This window comes from Pseudomonas sp. AL 58 (assembly GCF_036348395.1).
Taxonomy (GTDB): Bacteria; Pseudomonadota; Gammaproteobacteria; order Pseudomonadales; family Pseudomonadaceae; genus Aquipseudomonas; species Aquipseudomonas defluvii.
The window spans coordinates 89,431-106,793 of sequence record NZ_JAZBQR010000012.1 but is presented as its reverse complement, the minus strand read 5'-3'; the positions used below and the strand labels follow the sequence as shown (position 1 = coordinate 106,793).

Sequence of the window (17,363 nt, the reverse complement as noted above, 5' to 3'; positions counted from 1 at the left end):
AATAGGTCACTCATGTATGCCGCCAGACGAGGTGATACCTGGTCGGCGGCTTAGCATTGAGCATTACTTGCGCGCGACCAGCACCGCACGGCGTGGTGCTGGCAAACCTTCGATGGTGCGGCTGTGATCGTTGGGGTCGAGGAAGTCGCTGAGCGACTGATAACGCATCCACTCGGTGCTGCGTTGTTCCTCGATGCTGGTGACGCTGACATCGACGCAGCGCACCTCGCTGAAACCGGCGCGACGCAGCCAGCGCTCCAGCGCTGGTACCGAGGGCAGGAACCAGACGTTGCGCATTTGTGCGTAGCGGTCTTCAGGTACCAATACCTGTTGTTCATCGCCTTCGATGACCAACGTTTCCAGCACCAACTCGCCACCCTTGACCAGGCAGTCCTTGAGCGCCAGCAGGTGCTCGATTGGCGAGCGCCGATGGTAGAAGACGCCCATGGAGAATACGGTGTCGAAGCCTTCGAGGTTCGCTGGTAGGTCTTCCAGGGCGAACGGCAAGTGCCAGGCCGGCAGTTCTGGCAGGTAACGTTGCACGGCCTGGAACTGGCAGAAGAACAGCCAGTTGGGGTCTACGCCAATGACGCTGTCGGCACCGGCACCGAGCATGCGCCACTGGTAGTAGCCATTGCCGCAGCCGACGTCCAGTACACGCTTGCCGCGCAAGTCCAGGTGCGGCGCGACCCGCTCCCATTTCCAGTCCGAACGCCATTCAGTGTCGACGTGAACACCGAACAGGTCGAAAGGCCCCTTGCGCCAGGGCGACAAGCCCATCAGTGCCGTGCGCATCTGTTCACGCGTGGCAGGCTCGCAGTCGCAGTCTAGGCGCAGACCGTTGAGCAGGTCGACGTGCTCGGGTGTGAGCGCGGGCAGGGCATCGAGCGCCGCTTGCCAACGCTCCAGGTCGCCATGGCCTTTTTCCAGCTTGGCATCGAGTTGTGCCTGCAGGCCCTGGGACCATTCAGCCAGAGGGGTGCCCGCCAGGCGGCGAACAAGAGGGGAAAGATCAATCATGGCAGGGCAATCAGTGAGGCGAAATTAAGGCACTGGAACCACGGCACGACCTTGGAGAAGCCCGCTGCGAGTAGACGCTCACGGTGTTCTTCCAGGCTGTCGGGTTTCATCACGTTCTCGATGGCACTGCGTTTCTGGGCAATTTCCAGTTCGCTGTAGCCATTGGCGCGCTTGAACGCGACATGCAGGTCGGTGAGCAGGGCGTGTTCCTGTGGGTCGTTGAAGCGCAGTTTTTCCGAGAGGATCAGGGCGCCGCCGGGCAGCAAGGCCTGGCGAATACGCGACAGCAGTGCCAGGCGCTGCTCTGGGGCAATGAACTGCAGGGTGAAGTTCATCGCCACCACCGAGGCGGGCTGGAACTCAAGGGCGAGGATGTCGCCTTCGATCACTTCGACCGGCAGCAGCTCCTGGAACATTGAGTCTTGGGCCGTGAGGTACTGGCGGCAACGCTCGACCATGGCGGCGGAGTTGTCCACAGCGATAACGCGGCAGCCGTCCTGGCGTACATGCCGGCGCAGTGCCTGGGTGACAGCACCCAACGAGCTGCCCAGGTCGTACAGGGCGGTGTGCGGCTGAGCAAACTGCGCAGCCAGTACGCCGAGGTTCTCGACAATGGTCGGGTAGCCGGGTACTGAACGCTTGATCATGTCCGGGAACACTCGGACCACGTCTTCGTTGAAGGCGAAGTCGGGCACCTGGCCAAGCGGCTGGGCGAATAGGCGGTCGGGTTCTTTGCTCACGGGCAGTCCAGGCGTTCAGCGGTAAAGGGTCGGCATTTTAGCCAAACTGGTAGCGGGATGCATGGCCGGCTGACAAGTGCGGCTTACTTCACCGTAATTGCACAATCAAAGGTCTGTGCCGGGGGGACTTCCGGTGCCCAGGGTTGTTGATAGACCAGTATCAAGTGACCCTCGCCAGCGGTCTTCGCCTGGAAGCGCCATACCGATTGCCCGGCGCTACCGACCAGCCCTGTACCTTCGGGGTTGCTGTAGACCTCCGGGCCAAGGCTGCGCAGGATACTGGCGGCAGGGTTTTGCAATAACCAGCGGTAGCCCGTGGTGGGGTTGCTGGGCAGCGTCAGGGTGAGGGTTTGATCATTTCGCAACTGGACGGGGCAGTCTGCCGTTTTTTCCAGATTGATGTTCTGCCGTGGTTGTTGGGCACAGGCGCTGAGCAGGGCGAGGCTCACGGGAACGAGCAGGCGGGCAAGGGTCATGATGGCTCCGAATGAACAACGAAGACGCAGCATAACCGAAGCGCCCGCACATGTAGGCGTCGGCTTCACCCGCGATGCAGGCAGTGCGTGCGATGCGCCATGGCATCACGCGCATCGCCCGCAAGGCTGGCTCTCTCAGACGCCGCAGTAGTCAGAACAACACGTTGGCAACGTCGCTGAAACGCTTGGCAAAGTGCACGTTCAAGCCCTGTTTGAGGTAGTCCGGCAGCTCTTCAAAATCGCCGCGGTTGGCCTCAGGCAGGATCAGCTCGAAGATTTTCTGTCGGCGTGCGGCAATCACTTTCTCGCGTACGCCGCCAATCGGCAGCACATGCCCGGTCAGTGTCAGCTCGCCAGTCATGGCCACGCCTTTCTTCGGCGCCTGGTCGCGGGCCAGCGATAGCAAGGCACTGGCCATGGTCACGCCGGCACTCGGGCCGTCCTTGGGCGTTGCGCCTTCCGGCACATGCAGGTGGATAAAGGCCTCGTTGAAGAAGCTCGGGTCGCCACCGAACTGCTTCAGGTGCGAGCTGACATAGCTGTAGGCGATCTCGGCAGATTCCTTCATGACATCGCCCAACTGACCGGTCAGTTTGAAGCCGCGGTTCAGGGTGTGGATCAGGGTCGCCTCGATTGGCAAGGTCGCGCCGCCCATGCTGGTCCAGGCCAGGCCGGTGATGACGCCTTTTCCTGCCAGCACCTGTTCACTGCGAAACACCGGCATGCCCAGGGAGGCTTCAAGGTCCTTCGTGCCAATCTTGATGGTTGTGTCGGGGTGCTCCAGTAACTGCACCACGGCTTTGCGCACCAGCTTGCCCAACTGCTTCTCAAGCTGACGTACGCCAGCTTCGCGCGCATAGCCTTCGATGACCGCGCGCAGGGCGCTGTCGGTGATACTCAGGCTGGTTTTGGCCACCCCGGCTTTCTGCAGTTGCTTGGGCCACAAATGGCGCTTGGCGATAGCCAGTTTCTCTTCGGTGATGTAGCCGGAAAGGCGGATCACTTCCATGCGGTCGAGCAATGGCCCGGGAATTGAGTCGAGGGTGTTGGCGGTGCAGACGAACAACACTTTGGACAAGTCCAGGCGCAGGTCCAGGTAATGGTCGAGGAAGTCGACGTTCTGTTCCGGGTCGAGGGTCTCCAGCAGCGCCGAGGCGGGGTCGCCCTGGTAGCTCTGGCCCATCTTGTCGATCTCGTCGAGCATGATGACCGGGTTCATTACGCCGACGTCCTTCAAGGCCTGCACCAGTTTGCCTGGTTGGGCGCCGATGTAGGTGCGCCGGTGCCCCTTGATCTCGGCTTCGTCGCGCATGCCGCCAACACTGAAGCGGTAGAACGGCCGTCCCAGGGATTCGGCAATGGATTTGCCGATGCTGGTCTTGCCGACGCCTGGCGGGCCTACGAGCAGGACAATCGAACCGCTTATTTCGCCCTTGTAGGCACCCACCGCAAGAAACTCAAGGATTCGCTCCTTGATGTCGTCGAGGCCGGCATGGTGAAGGTCCAGCACCTTGCGCGCATGCTTGAGGTCAAGCTTGTCTTTGCCGTAAACGCCCCAGGGCAGGGCAGTTGCCCAGTCCAGGTAGTTGCGGGTGACGGCATACTCCGGTGAGCCGGTCTCAAGAATCGACAGCTTGCCCAGCTCTTCATCGATACGTTTCTGCGTGGCGCTTGGCAGAGTTTTGCCTTCCAGGCGCTGCTTGAACTGTTCCAGATCGGCACTGCGGTCGTCCTTGGTCAGCCCCAGTTCCTGTTGGATGACCTTGAGTTGTTCCTTGAGGAAAAACTCACGCTGATGCTCACCGATCTGCCGGTTCACTTCGGCAGAAATCTCGTTCTGCAGGCGTGCGACCTCGACCTCCTTGCGCAGCATCGGCAGGACCTTCTCCATGCGCTTGAGCATGGGCACACAGTCGAGCACTTCCTGCAGTTGGCTACCGGTGGCCGAGGTCAGTGCGGCGGCGAAGTCGGTGAGGGGGGACGGGTCGTTTGGGCTGAACCGGTTTAAGTAGTTTTTCAGTTCTTCGCTGTACAGCGGGTTGAGCGGCAGCAGCTCCTTGATCGCGTTGATCAGCGCCATGCCGTAGGCCTTCACCTCGTCGGTGGGCTCGCTGGGCTGATGCGGATAATCAACCTCGACCAGATAGGGCGGTCGATGGTGCTTGAGCCAGCCGCGGATACGCACACGGCTCAGGCCTTGGGCAACGAATTGCAGTTTGCCGTTTTCGCGGCTGGCGTGGTGGACCTTGACCAGGGTGCCGTAGGTTGGCAGCGTCGATGTATCAAAGTGCCGAGGGTCGTCAGGCGGAGTGTCCATGAAGAACAGCGCCAAGGCATGGTGCGGTGTCTTGGCCACCAGATCGAGGGTTTCTGCCCAGGGTTCTTCATTGACGATGACCGGCAACACTTGCGCCGGGAAGAACGGCCGGTTGTGAATCGGGATGATATAGACCTTGTCCGGCAGTTGCTGGCCGGGCAATGCCAGGTGGGTACGGCCACTGTGGCTGGCTTCGATATGTTCGACTTCGGCCTGTTCCTTTGGCGTTTCCGGGAGATCCTGCTGGTCGCTCATGGGGCACCTGCGTAAATGACTATGGTGCTTAGATGGGGCGGGTGAAAGGCTGTTTCAATGGCAAAGGTTGTGCCCACGCCATGCAAAAAAAACGGCCACCTAAAGGGTAGCCGTTCAATCACATGAAAGCGCCCGGTTTGCGCGGGGCGCTCTCAGTTGGCATCAGTCAGCCAATTTGTAAGCAATTACGTAGTCACCCATTTTGGTGCCCAGCGAGCCATGGCCGCCAGCCGTCACCAGCACGTACTGTTTGCCGTCCTTGCCGGTGTAGGTCATCGGGGTTGCCTGGCCACCTGCTGGCAGGCGCGACTTCCACAACTCTTTGCCGGTGTTTACGTCGTAGGCGCGCAGGTACTGGTCGAGTGTGCCGCTGAGAAAGCCCAAGCCGGAGGCCGTTACAATTGAACCGCCCATGCTCGGTACACCGATCGGCAGGCCAATCGGCAGCGGTGAGCTGTCGCGGCTGGTACCGTTCTTGTGTTTCCACACCACTTTGCCTTTGTTCAGGTCAATACCGGCGACGTAACCCCAGGCGGGGGCCTGGCACGGTATGCCGAGCGGCGACATGAACGGATGCATGATCACGGCATAGGGCGCACCGCTGTTGGGTTGTACACCGCTGGTTTCGCTTTCACGCTTGCTGCCTGCGGCAACATCGGCGCGCGGCACCAGCTTGGAGACGAAGGCCATGTAGTTCGGGCTGGTGAACAGCAGTTGGCGAACCGGATCAACCGAGACGCTGCCCCAGTTGAATACGCCGACGTTGCCTGGGTAAACCAAGCTGCCTTGCAGCGATGGCGGGGTGTACTGACCTTCGTAGCGCAGTTCACGGAACTGAATGCGGCAGAGCATCTGGTCAAACGGGCTGGCGCCCCACATGGCTTGTTCGGTCAGGTCTGGGCCCAGCAGGTTGAGGTCCGAGCGTGCCTGGGTCGGCGAAGTGTGATCGCCTTCGACCGCGCCCTGAGGTGCCGGGACTTCCTGGATCGGAATGATCGGCGTGCCGTCACGACGATCGAGGACATACAGGCTGCCCTGTTTGGTCGGTGCGATCAGGGCCGGTTTCACGCCATCGGCGGTGGCCATGTCGAGTAGGGTCGGCTGGCTGCCGACGTCCATGTCCCACAGGTCATGGTGGGTGAACTGATAATTCCAGCGCACCTTGCCGGTGGTCAGGTCCAGCGCCACGATGCCGGCGCTGAATTTCTCTGCGCCTGGGGTACGGTCGGCGCCCCATTGGTCTGGGGTCTGGTTGCCCAGTGGCAGGTAGACCATGTTGAGCTTTTCATCGACGCTGGCCAACGACCACATGTTGGGTGAGTTGCGGGTGTAGAACTTGCCCGCTGCCAGCGGTGCTGTGGCCTCAGGGTTGCCGGCGTCCCAGTTCCAGACCAGGTGCCCATCGTGTACGTCGTAAGCGCGGATGACACCGGACGGTTCGTTGGTCGACTCGTTGTCGGTGACGTGGCCGCCAATGATCACCAGTTGGCGGGTAATGGCCGCAGGCGAGGTCGAGTAGTAGCCGCCAGCGGTGAATGGGCCGATACCGGTGGTCAGGTCGATGACACCCTGCTTGCCGAAGCCTTCACAGATTTTGCCGTTATCAGCGTTCAGTGCGATCAGGCGTGCATCAGCGGTGGGCAGGTAGAGGCGGCGAGGGCAAGCGCGGACCACCGCCATGCCGGCTTCGGAGATTTTGGGGGCCGGGCTGCCGTCCATGTTGACGTAGTTGTTCTCGTCGTAATACGACACCCCCCGGCAGGTCATGTGGGCGAAGCCCTTGAAGCCGACCGGGCTTTTGATCTGCGGATCGAAACGCCAGATTTCCGCGCCGGTGTCCGGGTCCAATGCCAGTACTTTGCTGTGCGCGGTGCAGGCATAGAGCATGCCGTTGGCCTTCAGCGGGGTGTTCTGGTTGGTCAGTTCCACCGGATCGTTGTCAGTTGGCAGATCGCCTGTACGGATACGCCAGGCTTCCTGCAACTTGTGAATGTTGTAGGGCGTGATCTGGCGTAGGGGCGAGTAACGGTCACCATACTCAGTGCGGCCATAGGCCTGCCATTCACCGTCCGGCATTTGCGGCGCGGTGCTGGCCATGTCACTGCTGTCGCGGCCCAGCTTGCCATTGATTTCACCTGGGTGAGTGAACTGGCTGGCGATGGCTGTAGCACCCGACAACACGACGGCCAGGCTCAGCAGGCCGGTGTTCACTTTGCTTGGTTGGCCACGCAGTGGGCGGCGTGCCCATGGCAGCAGCAGGACAACGCCAAGGGCGAACCACAGGGCCAGACGGGGCACCAGTTGCCACCAGTCCAGGCCCACTTCCCACAGTGCCCAGAGGGTGCTGCCCAGCAGAACCAGGCCGTACAGGCCGAGGGCATTGCGGCGTAATGCCAGCAGCAGGGTGCCGGACAGGGCAAAACCGATACCGGCAATCAGGTAATACAGCGAGCCGCCAAGCTGGCTTAGCTTTATGCCACCGGCCAGCAGTGCCAGGCCCATCAGCAACAGCAGAATGCCGAGCAGTCTCGGCAGCCAGCGGGTTCTACTCAAGGCACCGTCAGTGCTCATCGTGTGTTCTCCGTACAGTTGAAACAGTTCGAGCCGCAGCTCGGATAAAATTCGGGGTGGTTCATGTTTAGAAGCTGCTCTGGATTTTCAGGCCGCCGATTAGTGCGTCGTCGACCTGCCCGACACCGCCTGGGTGGCGGATGTACTGCAGGTTCGGGCGCACGGTGAGCCAGTTGGCCAAGTGAATGCCGTAGTACAGTTCGGCGCTGTACTCGGTGTCCTGGACCGGCAGGAAGGCGGGGTTGTCGTAGTCATCCAGGCCCTGGGCCGCGTTGCTGGCCTGGGCGTTCTTGCGGTAGGCGGGGTTGGCATGCACGCGTGCCAGGGCGAAACCGATATCGTCCTTGGCACGAGCATCAAACGGGCCCTTGTACACCACACCTGCCTGAACATAGTTGTCGATGGCATTGGTCTTCTTGTCATGCAGCGTGGCGTTGGCGAAAACGCTCATGCCGCGGGAGTGGTCGCTGGCCAGCGACGTCACCTGTTGTTGCGCACCCAGCCAGAAGCCATGCTTGCTCGAACTGCTGCGATAGGCTTGGCCGCTGAGTGCTGCCGGTTGATCGTTGCTGTCTTTATAAACATCGGTTGCCTTGGCACTACTGTAGTAGTAACCGGCGCGATATTCCCCTTTCAGGCCGCTGAAAGTGGGGGCCCAGACCAGTTCTATCGGCAGTACTGCACCTCGGGTGCCGCTGCCGCTGAGCTTGAAACCATTGCCACTTTCAAGGTTGGAGGGGTTCTGCTCGTAAGCGCCGACCTGCGCATAGAGCTCAGGGCTGAGCCGGTACTTGACCCGCATCGCCCACTGGCTGACGGGCCAGTTGTACCAGATACCGCCCACCCAGTTGCCGACCTGTGAGCCACAGAAGGCCAGGTTCTGGAAGTCGCAGGGGAAGCTGTTGAAGTCTTCGCCTTCACCGAAGCGGCCGATCTTCACATCCAGTGCGCCATCGAAATACTGCTGCTTGATCCATAGCTGGGTCAGTCGCCAGGTTTCGCCGCGACCCCAGACCTCCTGCGCAGAGGTGAAACCACCTACGCGAGGATCATTGATGCGGTCGTTGCTGATGTTGTCACCGTGGCGTTCGGTGACGGTCAGTTGAAACTCGGTGGCATGCCAGCCGAGGATCTTCTGCAGGTCCAGGTGCGTACCCAGCGTGAACTGGTCGCTGTAGCGTGCGGTCTTGTCGTGATCGTAGCCGCCGTGCAAGTTACTGCCCATCTCGCCGACGTAACCCAGGGTGAAGTCGTAGCCGCGCTCGGCCAGTTCTGTGCGGGTGCCGCCCCAGTCGCCAAGCATCCAGGGGGAGTCACTGTCCAGCATCGCGGCGCAGGTGTGCGGGGCAATTGCGGCAAGTGTCAAACCTGTCAGCAGTACGGAGGAAGAACGACGGGAGGGTGAAAACTGAGGCATGAGATAGCGCTATCTTTTGATTGTTGGAAAAACGGCAACGCCTCCGAATGTGCTCTATCACCGGAGACAAAACTGCTAATTAGGGAGAGTGAAGCGTTTCAGCGTGCGGCGGGCAGGATATAGATGAATGTGTAAGAAAAAAAGTCCAATCAACGTGAGGCACTGTTGCCGCTTCTGTAACAGTCCTTCAGCAGGGGGCAAAGGTGGTGTTCAGGCCGACGTCGATGCTGCATCTCGCTGGCTGAGCCTTTTGCGACGTGCGCCAGAACGCTCGGGCACACTAGACTGTCGGAAACAGGTCGAGATCTGAGTGCATGGCGTTGCTGAAAAAGCAGACGTGGAGCCAAGGCTCGGCTAAGGTGCGCACCTTTCGTTGGCTGGAGCACAGGCATGACTGCCGGTAATCAAAATCCTCTGCATGGCGTGACCCTGGAACAGATCCTCAATGCCCTTGTTGCGCGTTACCAATGGGAAGGGCTGGCGCAGCGTATTGATTTGCGCTGTTTCAAGAGCGATCCGAGTATCAAATCGAGCCTGACATTCCTGCGACGTACGCCGTGGGCGCGGGAAAGGGTCGAGCAGTTGTACGTCAAGATGCAACGGGGTCGTTAACTGATGCGTCTGGAGCAGCGGGTGCCTTGGGTAGGGCTGCTGGCCTGCCTGGGGTGGGCTGCACTGGCCATTCAGATGTACCTGGTGTTGTGGGCGCGCTGGCAGGCGCAGGCCAGCCTGATAGGCGGGCTGGTGAATGTCTTCAGCTACTTCACCGTACTCAGTAACACCCTGGTTGCTGTAGTGCTCAGTCAGGCGGCGTTTGGCCGAGAAGGCCCGGTGCGGCAGTTTTTTCTGCGGCCATCGGTGAGTTCTGCAGTTGCAGTCAGCATTTCGCTGGTGGGGGTGGCATACAGCCTGTTGTTACGCCACCTGTGGCAGCCGCAAGGCTGGCAATGGCTGGTCGATGAACTGCTGCATGACGTCATGCCGCTGTTGTACCTGGGGTATTGGTGGTGCTGTGTACCCAAGGGCAGTTTGCGGGCAATACAGATTTTACCGTGGTTGCTTTACCCGCTGGGTTACTTTGGCTATGTGCTGCTGCGTGGGCACGAAATTGGCGTCTATCCCTACCCGTTCATTGATGTCGCCACACTGGGGTATGCGCAGGTGATGCTCAATGCGCTGGCTATCCTGGTGGGTTTTGTTGCACTAGGGCTGCTGTTGATTAGCCTCGATCAATGGCAGGGCAGGCGTCTGGCAGCCGCCAGAGCGCAGCCCTGATGCCACGGTTTACGCGTTGTGGTTGTCGTCTTCGCCCAGGCGCCAATAGGCGACCGCTTTGAGCCGGTCCTCCTGAACGCCCTTGTCTTCCAGCAGCAGGCGTTTGGCCTGGCGGGTCAGTGCCTTTTCCAGGGCAACCCAGGTGTACAGCTCACCAGCGGGCAGGGGCAGCTGTTTCAGTACCTCAAGCAGGTCTTGCTGGTGACGCTGAACCCAGATGACCTGTACGTTTGCCAGGCTTGCCAGTGGTTGTTGTTCCAGCGCATTTTCCACTTCAATGACCACTAGCGCGTTACGCGTGGCCGGCAGTTCTTCAAGGCGTCGGGCAATTGCCGGAATGGCGGTTTCGTCACCGATCAACAGGTAGCTGTCGAACATGTCCGGCACCACCATTGAGCTGCGCGGCCCCGCGATGTTCAGCGTCTGGCCCACTGTTGCCTGAGCCGCCCAGGTAGAGGCCGGGCCGTCGCCATGCAGCACGAAGTCGATATCCAGCTCGCCTGCCACTTCGTCGATACGGCGCGGCGTGTATTCGCGCATGGTCGGTTTGACGCCGTCCTGATCCTGTCCCGGGTTGTCCAGTGCGGCCTGTTCTTGTGGCGAGCAGGCAAACAGCAGTTTGATGTGGTCATCACTGCCCAGGCTCAGAAAGCCCTGCAGTTCAGGGCCGCCCAAGGTGATCCGGCGCATACGCGGGGTCAGATCGGTGACGCGCAGTACCTGCAGGCAACGGCGTTTGATCTCATGGTTGACGCGGTGAATCGTGGTGGTGTCGTTAACCGTCATTCGGTTTTCTCCTGAAGGGCCGTTGCCGGGCCGGCAACAATGGCTCTGGCGGTGTCATTGAGCAGGTTGCGCACCCGTACGATTTCTTCGGGGTTCCAGCGCCCGCTGTGCATTTGCAGCGCATGGCGCAGGTTGTGTACGGCTTCGTGGATTTCCTGCGGGCGGTCATGCACGCCGATAGAGCGCTTGCTGACCTCAAGGCGCATGCGCACGCCGTCCAGGGCGATGGCCTGTTCAGCCAAGGCCTGGAGGCCCGCTGCTGTGGCGCTGTAACGCTTCTTGCTGCCTTCGGCCTGGCCGATGATCCACTCGCTTTCTTCAAGAAAGGTCAGGGTGGGGTAGATGACGCCTGGGCTTGGGCTGTAGCGCCCGTCGAACAGGGCTTCGATGCGTCGAATCAGGTCATAGCCGTGACAGGGCTGTTCGGCGAGCATCGACAGCAGCAGCAGCTTCAGGTCGCCCGGGGCAAAGATTCGCGGGCCTCGTTCGCCTCGTTCGCGGCCACTGCGACGTTCAAAGCCGTCATGACGGTCGCTGTGTTCGTGGTGTGAAGGATGATCGCGCATTAGGGCTGCCTTTGGGTCTGAGATATATCTTGAGATACTTATTTAGATATTACTCAAGATATATCTTAAAGCAAGCGCTCGGTGTGCGGGTGTGGTTCACTGCAAGAGGCGTCGTGGGCGTTGCCCTAGGTTTTTTCTTACATAACCCTCGGATTCCCTTTATTCCTGCTTGCCCCTGTCAACTCTAAGATCTGCCGCGTTTCCTTCACCCTTCAGGGGGTATATGACGTGGTTGGTTTTTTCTTGCGTGTCGGCCTGCTCTGGGGCCTTTCATTTTTTGCCCAGGCGAATGTTCATTTGGTTACCCCTAAGGGTGGGCACGACTACGTGGCCCGCCAGGAACTCGAGGCAAACCTCGACCGGTTGGTCGAACGTGCCCATGAGCTCATCGGCGTGCCTTACCGTTGGGGCGGAATGTCGGAAAAGAGCGGTTTTGATTGCAGTGGCTTGTTGGTCTATCTGTACCGTAGTGAGGTGGGTATCAGCTTGCCGCGCACCACATCATCCATGCTCAAGGGGCAGGGCAAGACCATAAGCCCGCCGCAACTCAAGCGCGGTGATGCGGTGTTCTTTAACCGCAACGGCCAAGGTCGTATTGGCCATGTCGGGTTGTACATCGGCGAGGGGCAATTCATTCATGCACCCCGTAGCGGCAAGGCGATTCGTATCGATTCGTTAAGCAATCGTTACTGGCGCAATAGCTTCACCACGGCCAAGCGCTTTCACGGTCATTGAACCGTTGCGCCTCGCTGAGCGGTGAGCGTGGGTATGTTGCACAACGTATGGGTGCCTGGCACAAGGTAGGGCATTAGAAGTGGCGCCATGCCCTTGAGCACTTGTACCGGCAACGCTGAGGTGAACTTGAACGATTCGGCGGCTCGCCCTGGAACGAAGGCGGTCAGGGTGCCGAAATGGCTGTCGCCGATGTAGAACACGAATGTCGCAGTACGGTTCAGTGAGCGTGATCCGAGGATGCGTCCGCCTGCCCCGAAGCTTTCGATGCGGTTGTCGCCGGTGCCGGTCTTGCCGCCCATGACCAATGCTGTACCGTCAGGCAGTTTGAAGCTACCCGACACCCGACGTGCCGTACCGGCATCAACCACTTGTGACAGCGCACCGCGCAGGGCCTTGGCGACCTCCGCCGGCAATACCCGTTCGCCGCGGTCTGGGTCACTGATCAGGCGCGTTTCATAAGGGGTGTCGGCCGCGAAGTGCAGGGTGTCGATGCGCAGGGTGGGCATGCGTACGCCGTCGTTCAAGATGATGCCCATGAGTTCGGCCAGGGCGGCGGGGCGGTCACCAGAACTGCCGATAGCAGTGGCCAACGATGGCACCAGGTGGTCGAAGGGATAACCGACACGTTTCCAGCGTTGATGGATGTCGAGAAACGCCTCAATTTCCACCAGTGTCCGAATACGGCTGTCGCGGGCGCCTTTGTGCCGGCTCTTGAACAGCCAGCTATAGACTTCCTGGCGTTCGAAATGGCTGGCTGTAACCGCGTCCTTGAATTGTGCTCCGGGGTTTTTCAGCAAGTAGCCCAGCAGCCACAAGTCCAGTGGGTGAACCCGGGCGATATAGCCTTGGTCGGGCAGGTCGTAGCGGCCCGGGCCGTAGTTTATGTACATCTCCTCGAGCCGTTTTTCGGTCAACGCGTCTTTCTTGCGCTTGTCGGCTGAAGTGTCCTTTTTCAAGTGGGCTTGCACAAAGGCGTTGAAGGTTGCCTGGTCGGCTTCGGGAAACAGGTACCGGTGTACGGCAGCCAAGCGGATCGGTGTGGCATTCAGGCTGTCGAGAAAGGTGTCGAGGCGCTCCTGGGATGTCTTGCGTTGGTACTTTTTCCAGAATCGCTTGAGATAGTCGGTGCCTTCGCGGTCGGCGAAACGTGCCAGATACTCCTGGCGACGTGGGTCTGCATCGTCTTTGAGCAGTTGGCCGCTGTTGTTCGGTGATTGGTACGTGCTGTAGCGCACCAGATCACGCATCAGGCGAATGAAGGGGAGGTTGATCGATTCGCGCAGGGCATCCTTCAGTGTCGGCAGGCGTCCATTGTCTTCGCGGCGGAAGTTGTTGAAGACGTGCAAGCCTCCACCCGTGAAGAAGGCTTCGCCGGGGTTGGCCGAGTACTTGCGCTCCAGTGCCGCATCAAGCATCGCGCTGAGGTTGCGGTCCTTGTTCTGAATCAGGTAATCCACCGCCCAGCCGGTAATGCGGTCCAGCTCGGGCACCTCGACTTTTTTCAGCTCGGCCGGGCTTTTGTCGGCATAGCGATCATGCAGTTCGGCGATGATCTCCAGGTAGGTGGTCAGTACCCGCAGTTTGGCGGTTGAACCCAGTTCCAACTTGCTGCCTTCGTTGATGTCGAAGGGTTGATCGGTGCTGTCGGTTTGCACCCGTACCCGTGCACCGTCCGGGGTGCGCTCAAAGAGGGTGAAGCTGTAGCGTACCTGGGTTGTGGTGGTCGGGGTCAGCAGGCGCTCGCCGAACAGCCCGGTTTTTTCTGCAAAGGCCGGGTCCGCGAGATTTTTGAGGTATTCGCTGATCTGGTCTTGCAGGCTGGACTGCAGCGTACTGGTGACTGAAAGATCAAGGCGATCCAGGTCATACAGGGGGCGGTTGAGCATCGCCGAGAGCCGCGCACGTGCCAGGCTGATGCCCTTGTTGGTAACGATGGGGACAATGGTCGGCTGGGCAACCCAGTCACGGTAGGTCGCTTTGCTGGCCAGCGCGGCGTCAGCCAGTGATCGATCGATGATGTTGTTGGCCGCGAGCAGGCGCACGTGACTGTCGGCCAGTTCGGCCAGATCATTGCGGCCTTTGGACAGGAAATACGATGGCCGACGCTGCGCGATCATCAGCGAGAGCACCTGACGCAGTGCCAACCCTCGTGCGGCAAGGCTGGCCGGGTCGTTGTCGGTGGACAACAACGACTGATTGACCTGGGCGAAGTCCGCGCCGTACCAGACCCTCAAGCCTTCGGCCATACCATGCACCTCGCCATGCCCGGGGACGGCCGACAGCGGCACACTGTTGAGGTAGTCGCGCACGATACGTTGCCGGGCTTCCAGGGTTTGTGGGCCGTTCTGATAGGCACGGACACTGGCCGAAATCATCTGCCGTATTTTTTCGCTGCCAGACACGGTCAGCCCGTCAGGGGAGTGCCGGTATTTTTCCAGTTGAGTGGCCAGGGTACTGCCACCTGCCGATTGGCCCGGAAGGGCCAGGTACTTGGCGACCTGGGTATAGGCCGCCTTGGCGAAGCGTGGCCAGTCGACTGCCGGGTTTGCATTGGGATCATTGGGGTCAAGCAGGTCGCGGTTTTCTATGAACAGCAAACTGTGAACGATCACCGGCGGGATCGAAGCAAAGTCGGAGTAGAGGTGCTGCGGATAGTGATACTGATACAGGGCCTCGCCTTTACAGTCAGTAATCGACAAGCCCGCCTGGATTTTTTCGGTGTAAGGCACGAAGAAACCATGCTTGGCATAGTTCATCAGCTCGGGGGAAAAGCGTGTTTGCTCGCTGACCAGATAGTCGCGCTTGAGCAGGCGAGGCAGGAAGTCACCGAGTGCGCTGTAGCCCAGGCGCTTATCGAACGGGCCATCGCCCGGATACATGATCGCGTCGCTCGGGCCTTTGTGCATCGAGTAACTGAGGGTTGCTGCAAAGTGGCTGAATTCACGTGACTGCAAACGTGACGTCTGCATTTCTTCGGCGATGGCGAAGCCCACAGCGATGAGGGCGATCAGTAGCAATAACCACAAGGGCCACAGCAGCCGCCACCAGACGCGACGCTTGCGAGGGCTTTTGGGTGGAGGCACGTCTTCCAGACGTTCAGAAGGGGCTTCAGCCGTTGTTGGTTCCGATTGCCACAGTGCGCCCATAGTCTTTAGCCCGGCTACGTGTATTCGTCTTGCTTGCCTGAAGCTTAGACGCTGAGCAGCTTAGGTGAAAAATTTGTAGAAGCTTGTAAGGCATTTCTCGGAGCGTAATCGGAGCATGCGCCTTTGGTTGTGGTTGTAATGCCCTGGTTTGGTGCTATTTTACCCGCCCTGTTTTTGAGGGAGGGGTAAGCGCGGGGAATGCCACTCCGTATAAGCGGATTTTGCCGAGACTTCTCGCCAAAGATCCTGGTTTTTATAGTGAAAAGACCTGCGATGGCCTTTTTATACTGCTCGCCCCTTTTGCTCAGCCTGCGTGGTGTTTTGCGGGTTGACGGGCTCACCCAAAAGGTTGGCCCGGCAAGGCTTCGTACCTGCCTATCGGCGGTGCCAGGTCTGCACGATCGGTTTATATCCAATAACAAAATGAGGTTGTATTTCTATGTCAGTCGGCAACCACCCTTCTCACGGCGAGACCGCCCAAGGCGGTCCGCTCAAGCGAGAACTCGGAGAGCGTCACATCCGCCTGATGGCACTGGGTGCCTGTATCGGTGTCGGCCTGTTCCTGGGGTCGGCCAAGGCCATTGAAATGGCCGGGCCTGCGATCATGCTGTCGTACATCATTGGCGGTCTGGCGATCCTGGTGATCATGCGTGCCCTTGGTGAAATGGCCGTTCACAACCCGGTCGCCGGCTCCTTCAGCCGTTACGCGCAAGACTACCTCGGCCCATTGGCAGGCTTCCTGACCGGCTGGAACTACTGGTTCCTGTGGTTGGTGACCTGTGTTGCTGAAATCACGGCGGTGGCCATCTACATGGGCATCTGGTTCCCTGATGTACCTCGCTGGATCTGGGCCCTGGCGGCCCTGGCAAGCATGGGTGGGGTCAACCTGATCGCAGTCAAGGCGTTTGGTGAGTTCGAGTTCTGGTTCGCCCTGATCAAGATCGTCACCATCATCGCGATGGTACTGGGCGGTATCGGCGTGATCGCGTTTGGCTTCGGTAACGATGGCGTCGCGCTGGGCATCTCCAACCTCTGGAGCAATGGCGGCTTCATGCCTAACGGCGTGACCGGCGTGCTGATGTCGCTGCAAATGGTGATGTTCGCCTACCTTGGCGTAGAAATGATCGGCCTGACTGCCGGCGAAGCGCGTAACCCGCAAAAGACCATTCCGCATGCCATTGGCTCGGTATTCTGGCGCATCCTGCTGTTCTATGTCGGCGCACTGTTTGTGATCCTGTCCATCTACCCATGGAACGAAATTGGCAGCCAGGGCAGCCCGTTCGTGATGACCTTTGAACGTCTGGGCATCAAGACCGCTGCCGGCATCATCAACTTCGTGGTGATCACTGCGGCACTGTCGTCCTGCAACGGCGGTATCTTCAGTACCGGTCGTATGCTCTACAGCCTTGCGCAGAATGGCCAGGCGCCTGCCTCCTTTGCCCGCACCTCAAGCAACGGCGTGCCGCGCAACGCGCTGCTGCTGTCGATCGCGGCATTGCTGCTGGGTGTACTGCTCAACTACCTGGTACCGGAAAAAGTGTTCGTCTGGGTCACCGCTATCGCTACCTTCGGTGCGATCTGGACCTGGGTCATGATCCTGCTGGCGCAACTGAAGTTCCGTGCTGGCCTGTCCAAGGCCGAACGTGACCGTCTGCAGTTCCGCATGTGGCTGTGGCCGTTGAGCTCCTACCTGGCGCTGGCGTTCCTGATCCTGGTGGTAGGCCTGATGGCGTACTTTGAGGAAACCCGTATCGCGCTGTACGTCGGCCCAGCCTTCCTGGTGCTGCTGACGGTGCTGTACTACGTGTTCAAGCTGTCCCCGAAAGAGGACAGTGTGGCCGTGGCGCGCTCTGTGTCCTGATAGAAAACCCGGTCCAGTGACCGGATCAGGCTGCTGACGAACCCCCGCTTTTTAGCGGGGGTTTGTATTTCCAAGCCAACGATGCCATCGCAGGCAAGCCAGCTCCAACAGAGCCCGCGCCAGCTGTAGGAGCGGGTCTTGCCCGCGATGCAGCCACCGCGAATTCACGGACACCCCACCGACGCCATCGCAGGCAAG

General features: G+C 59.8%; 13 protein-coding genes. 4 read left to right on the top strand and 9 right to left on the bottom strand.

Features of this window, described 5'->3' with window-relative positions; genetic code table 11:
• Window positions 1–63: 63 nt before the first annotated feature.
• From cmoB to UIA24_RS14810, 6 genes are all read right to left on the bottom strand, one after another.
• Window positions 64–1,020, bottom strand: coding sequence for a tRNA 5-methoxyuridine(34)/uridine 5-oxyacetic acid(34) synthase CmoB (gene cmoB / locus UIA24_RS14835; protein ID WP_102052658.1), 957 nt, complete (start codon window positions 1,018–1,020; stop codon window positions 64–66).
• Window positions 1,017–1,760 carry a carboxy-S-adenosyl-L-methionine synthase CmoA gene (gene cmoA / locus UIA24_RS14830; protein WP_065759349.1) on the bottom strand — a complete coding sequence of 248 codons (744 nt, stop codon included), beginning with the start codon at window positions 1,758–1,760 and terminating at the stop codon, window positions 1,017–1,019. The genes cmoB and cmoA overlap by 4 nt, the downstream gene beginning before the upstream one ends.
• A gap of 83 nt (window positions 1,761–1,843) precedes the next feature.
• On the bottom strand, window positions 1,844–2,236 hold the full coding sequence (locus tag UIA24_RS14825) for a protease inhibitor I42 family protein (protein ID WP_330523172.1): 393 nt from the start codon (window positions 2,234–2,236) through the stop codon (window positions 1,844–1,846).
• 151 nt (window positions 2,237–2,387) lie between these two features.
• A complete protein-coding gene (gene lon, locus UIA24_RS14820) occupies window positions 2,388–4,808 on the bottom strand; it encodes an endopeptidase La (protein ID WP_065759347.1) in 2,421 nt (806 codons plus the stop codon).
• A 162-nt stretch (window positions 4,809–4,970) separates the two neighbouring features.
• Window positions 4,971–7,379, bottom strand: coding sequence for a glucose/quinate/shikimate family membrane-bound PQQ-dependent dehydrogenase (locus UIA24_RS14815; RefSeq protein ID WP_330523171.1), 2,409 nt, complete (start codon window positions 7,377–7,379; stop codon window positions 4,971–4,973).
• 67 nt (window positions 7,380–7,446) lie between these two features.
• A complete protein-coding gene (locus tag UIA24_RS14810) occupies window positions 7,447–8,796 on the bottom strand; it encodes a carbohydrate porin (RefSeq protein WP_330523170.1) in 1,350 nt (449 codons plus the stop codon).
• Between the two features lie 390 nt (window positions 8,797–9,186).
• On the opposite strand from UIA24_RS14810, the gene UIA24_RS14805 reads away from it, so the two are divergent.
• Entirely contained in the window at window positions 9,187–9,408 is a 222-nt protein-coding gene (locus UIA24_RS14805; RefSeq protein WP_065759344.1) for a VF530 family DNA-binding protein, read from the top strand.
• A gap of 3 nt (window positions 9,409–9,411) precedes the next feature.
• Window positions 9,412–10,071 (top strand): Pr6Pr family membrane protein, encoded by a 660-nt coding sequence (locus tag UIA24_RS14800; protein ID WP_330523169.1) that lies wholly within the window; start codon window positions 9,412–9,414, stop codon window positions 10,069–10,071.
• A 9-nt stretch (window positions 10,072–10,080) separates the two neighbouring features.
• Here the strand turns inward: UIA24_RS14800 and UIA24_RS14795 are convergent, their stop codons facing one another.
• Entirely contained in the window at window positions 10,081–10,857 is a 777-nt protein-coding gene (locus UIA24_RS14795) for a siderophore-interacting protein (RefSeq protein WP_330523168.1), read from the bottom strand.
• Window positions 10,854–11,423 (bottom strand): PadR family transcriptional regulator, encoded by a 570-nt coding sequence (locus UIA24_RS14790; RefSeq protein ID WP_102052663.1) that lies wholly within the window; start codon window positions 11,421–11,423, stop codon window positions 10,854–10,856. The genes UIA24_RS14795 and UIA24_RS14790 overlap by 4 nt, the downstream gene beginning before the upstream one ends.
• Window positions 11,424–11,651: 228 nt before the next feature.
• Here UIA24_RS14790 and UIA24_RS14785 point away from each other — a divergent pair, with 228 nt between their 5' ends.
• Entirely contained in the window at window positions 11,652–12,158 is a 507-nt protein-coding gene (locus UIA24_RS14785) for a C40 family peptidase (protein ID WP_065759340.1), read from the top strand.
• Here UIA24_RS14785 and UIA24_RS14780 read toward each other — a convergent pair.
• On the bottom strand, window positions 12,152–15,304 hold the full coding sequence (locus UIA24_RS14780) for a transglycosylase domain-containing protein (RefSeq protein ID WP_330523167.1): 3,153 nt from the start codon (window positions 15,302–15,304) through the stop codon (window positions 12,152–12,154). The genes UIA24_RS14785 and UIA24_RS14780 overlap by 7 nt on opposite strands.
• A gap of 439 nt (window positions 15,305–15,743) precedes the next feature.
• Between UIA24_RS14780 and UIA24_RS14775 the strand changes: the two genes are divergently transcribed.
• The gene (locus tag UIA24_RS14775; protein WP_099775624.1) at window positions 15,744–17,165 is read left to right on the top strand and encodes an amino acid permease; all 1,422 of its coding nucleotides are present in this window, start codon (window positions 15,744–15,746) and stop codon (window positions 17,163–17,165) included.
• Window positions 17,166–17,363 lie beyond the last annotated feature (198 nt).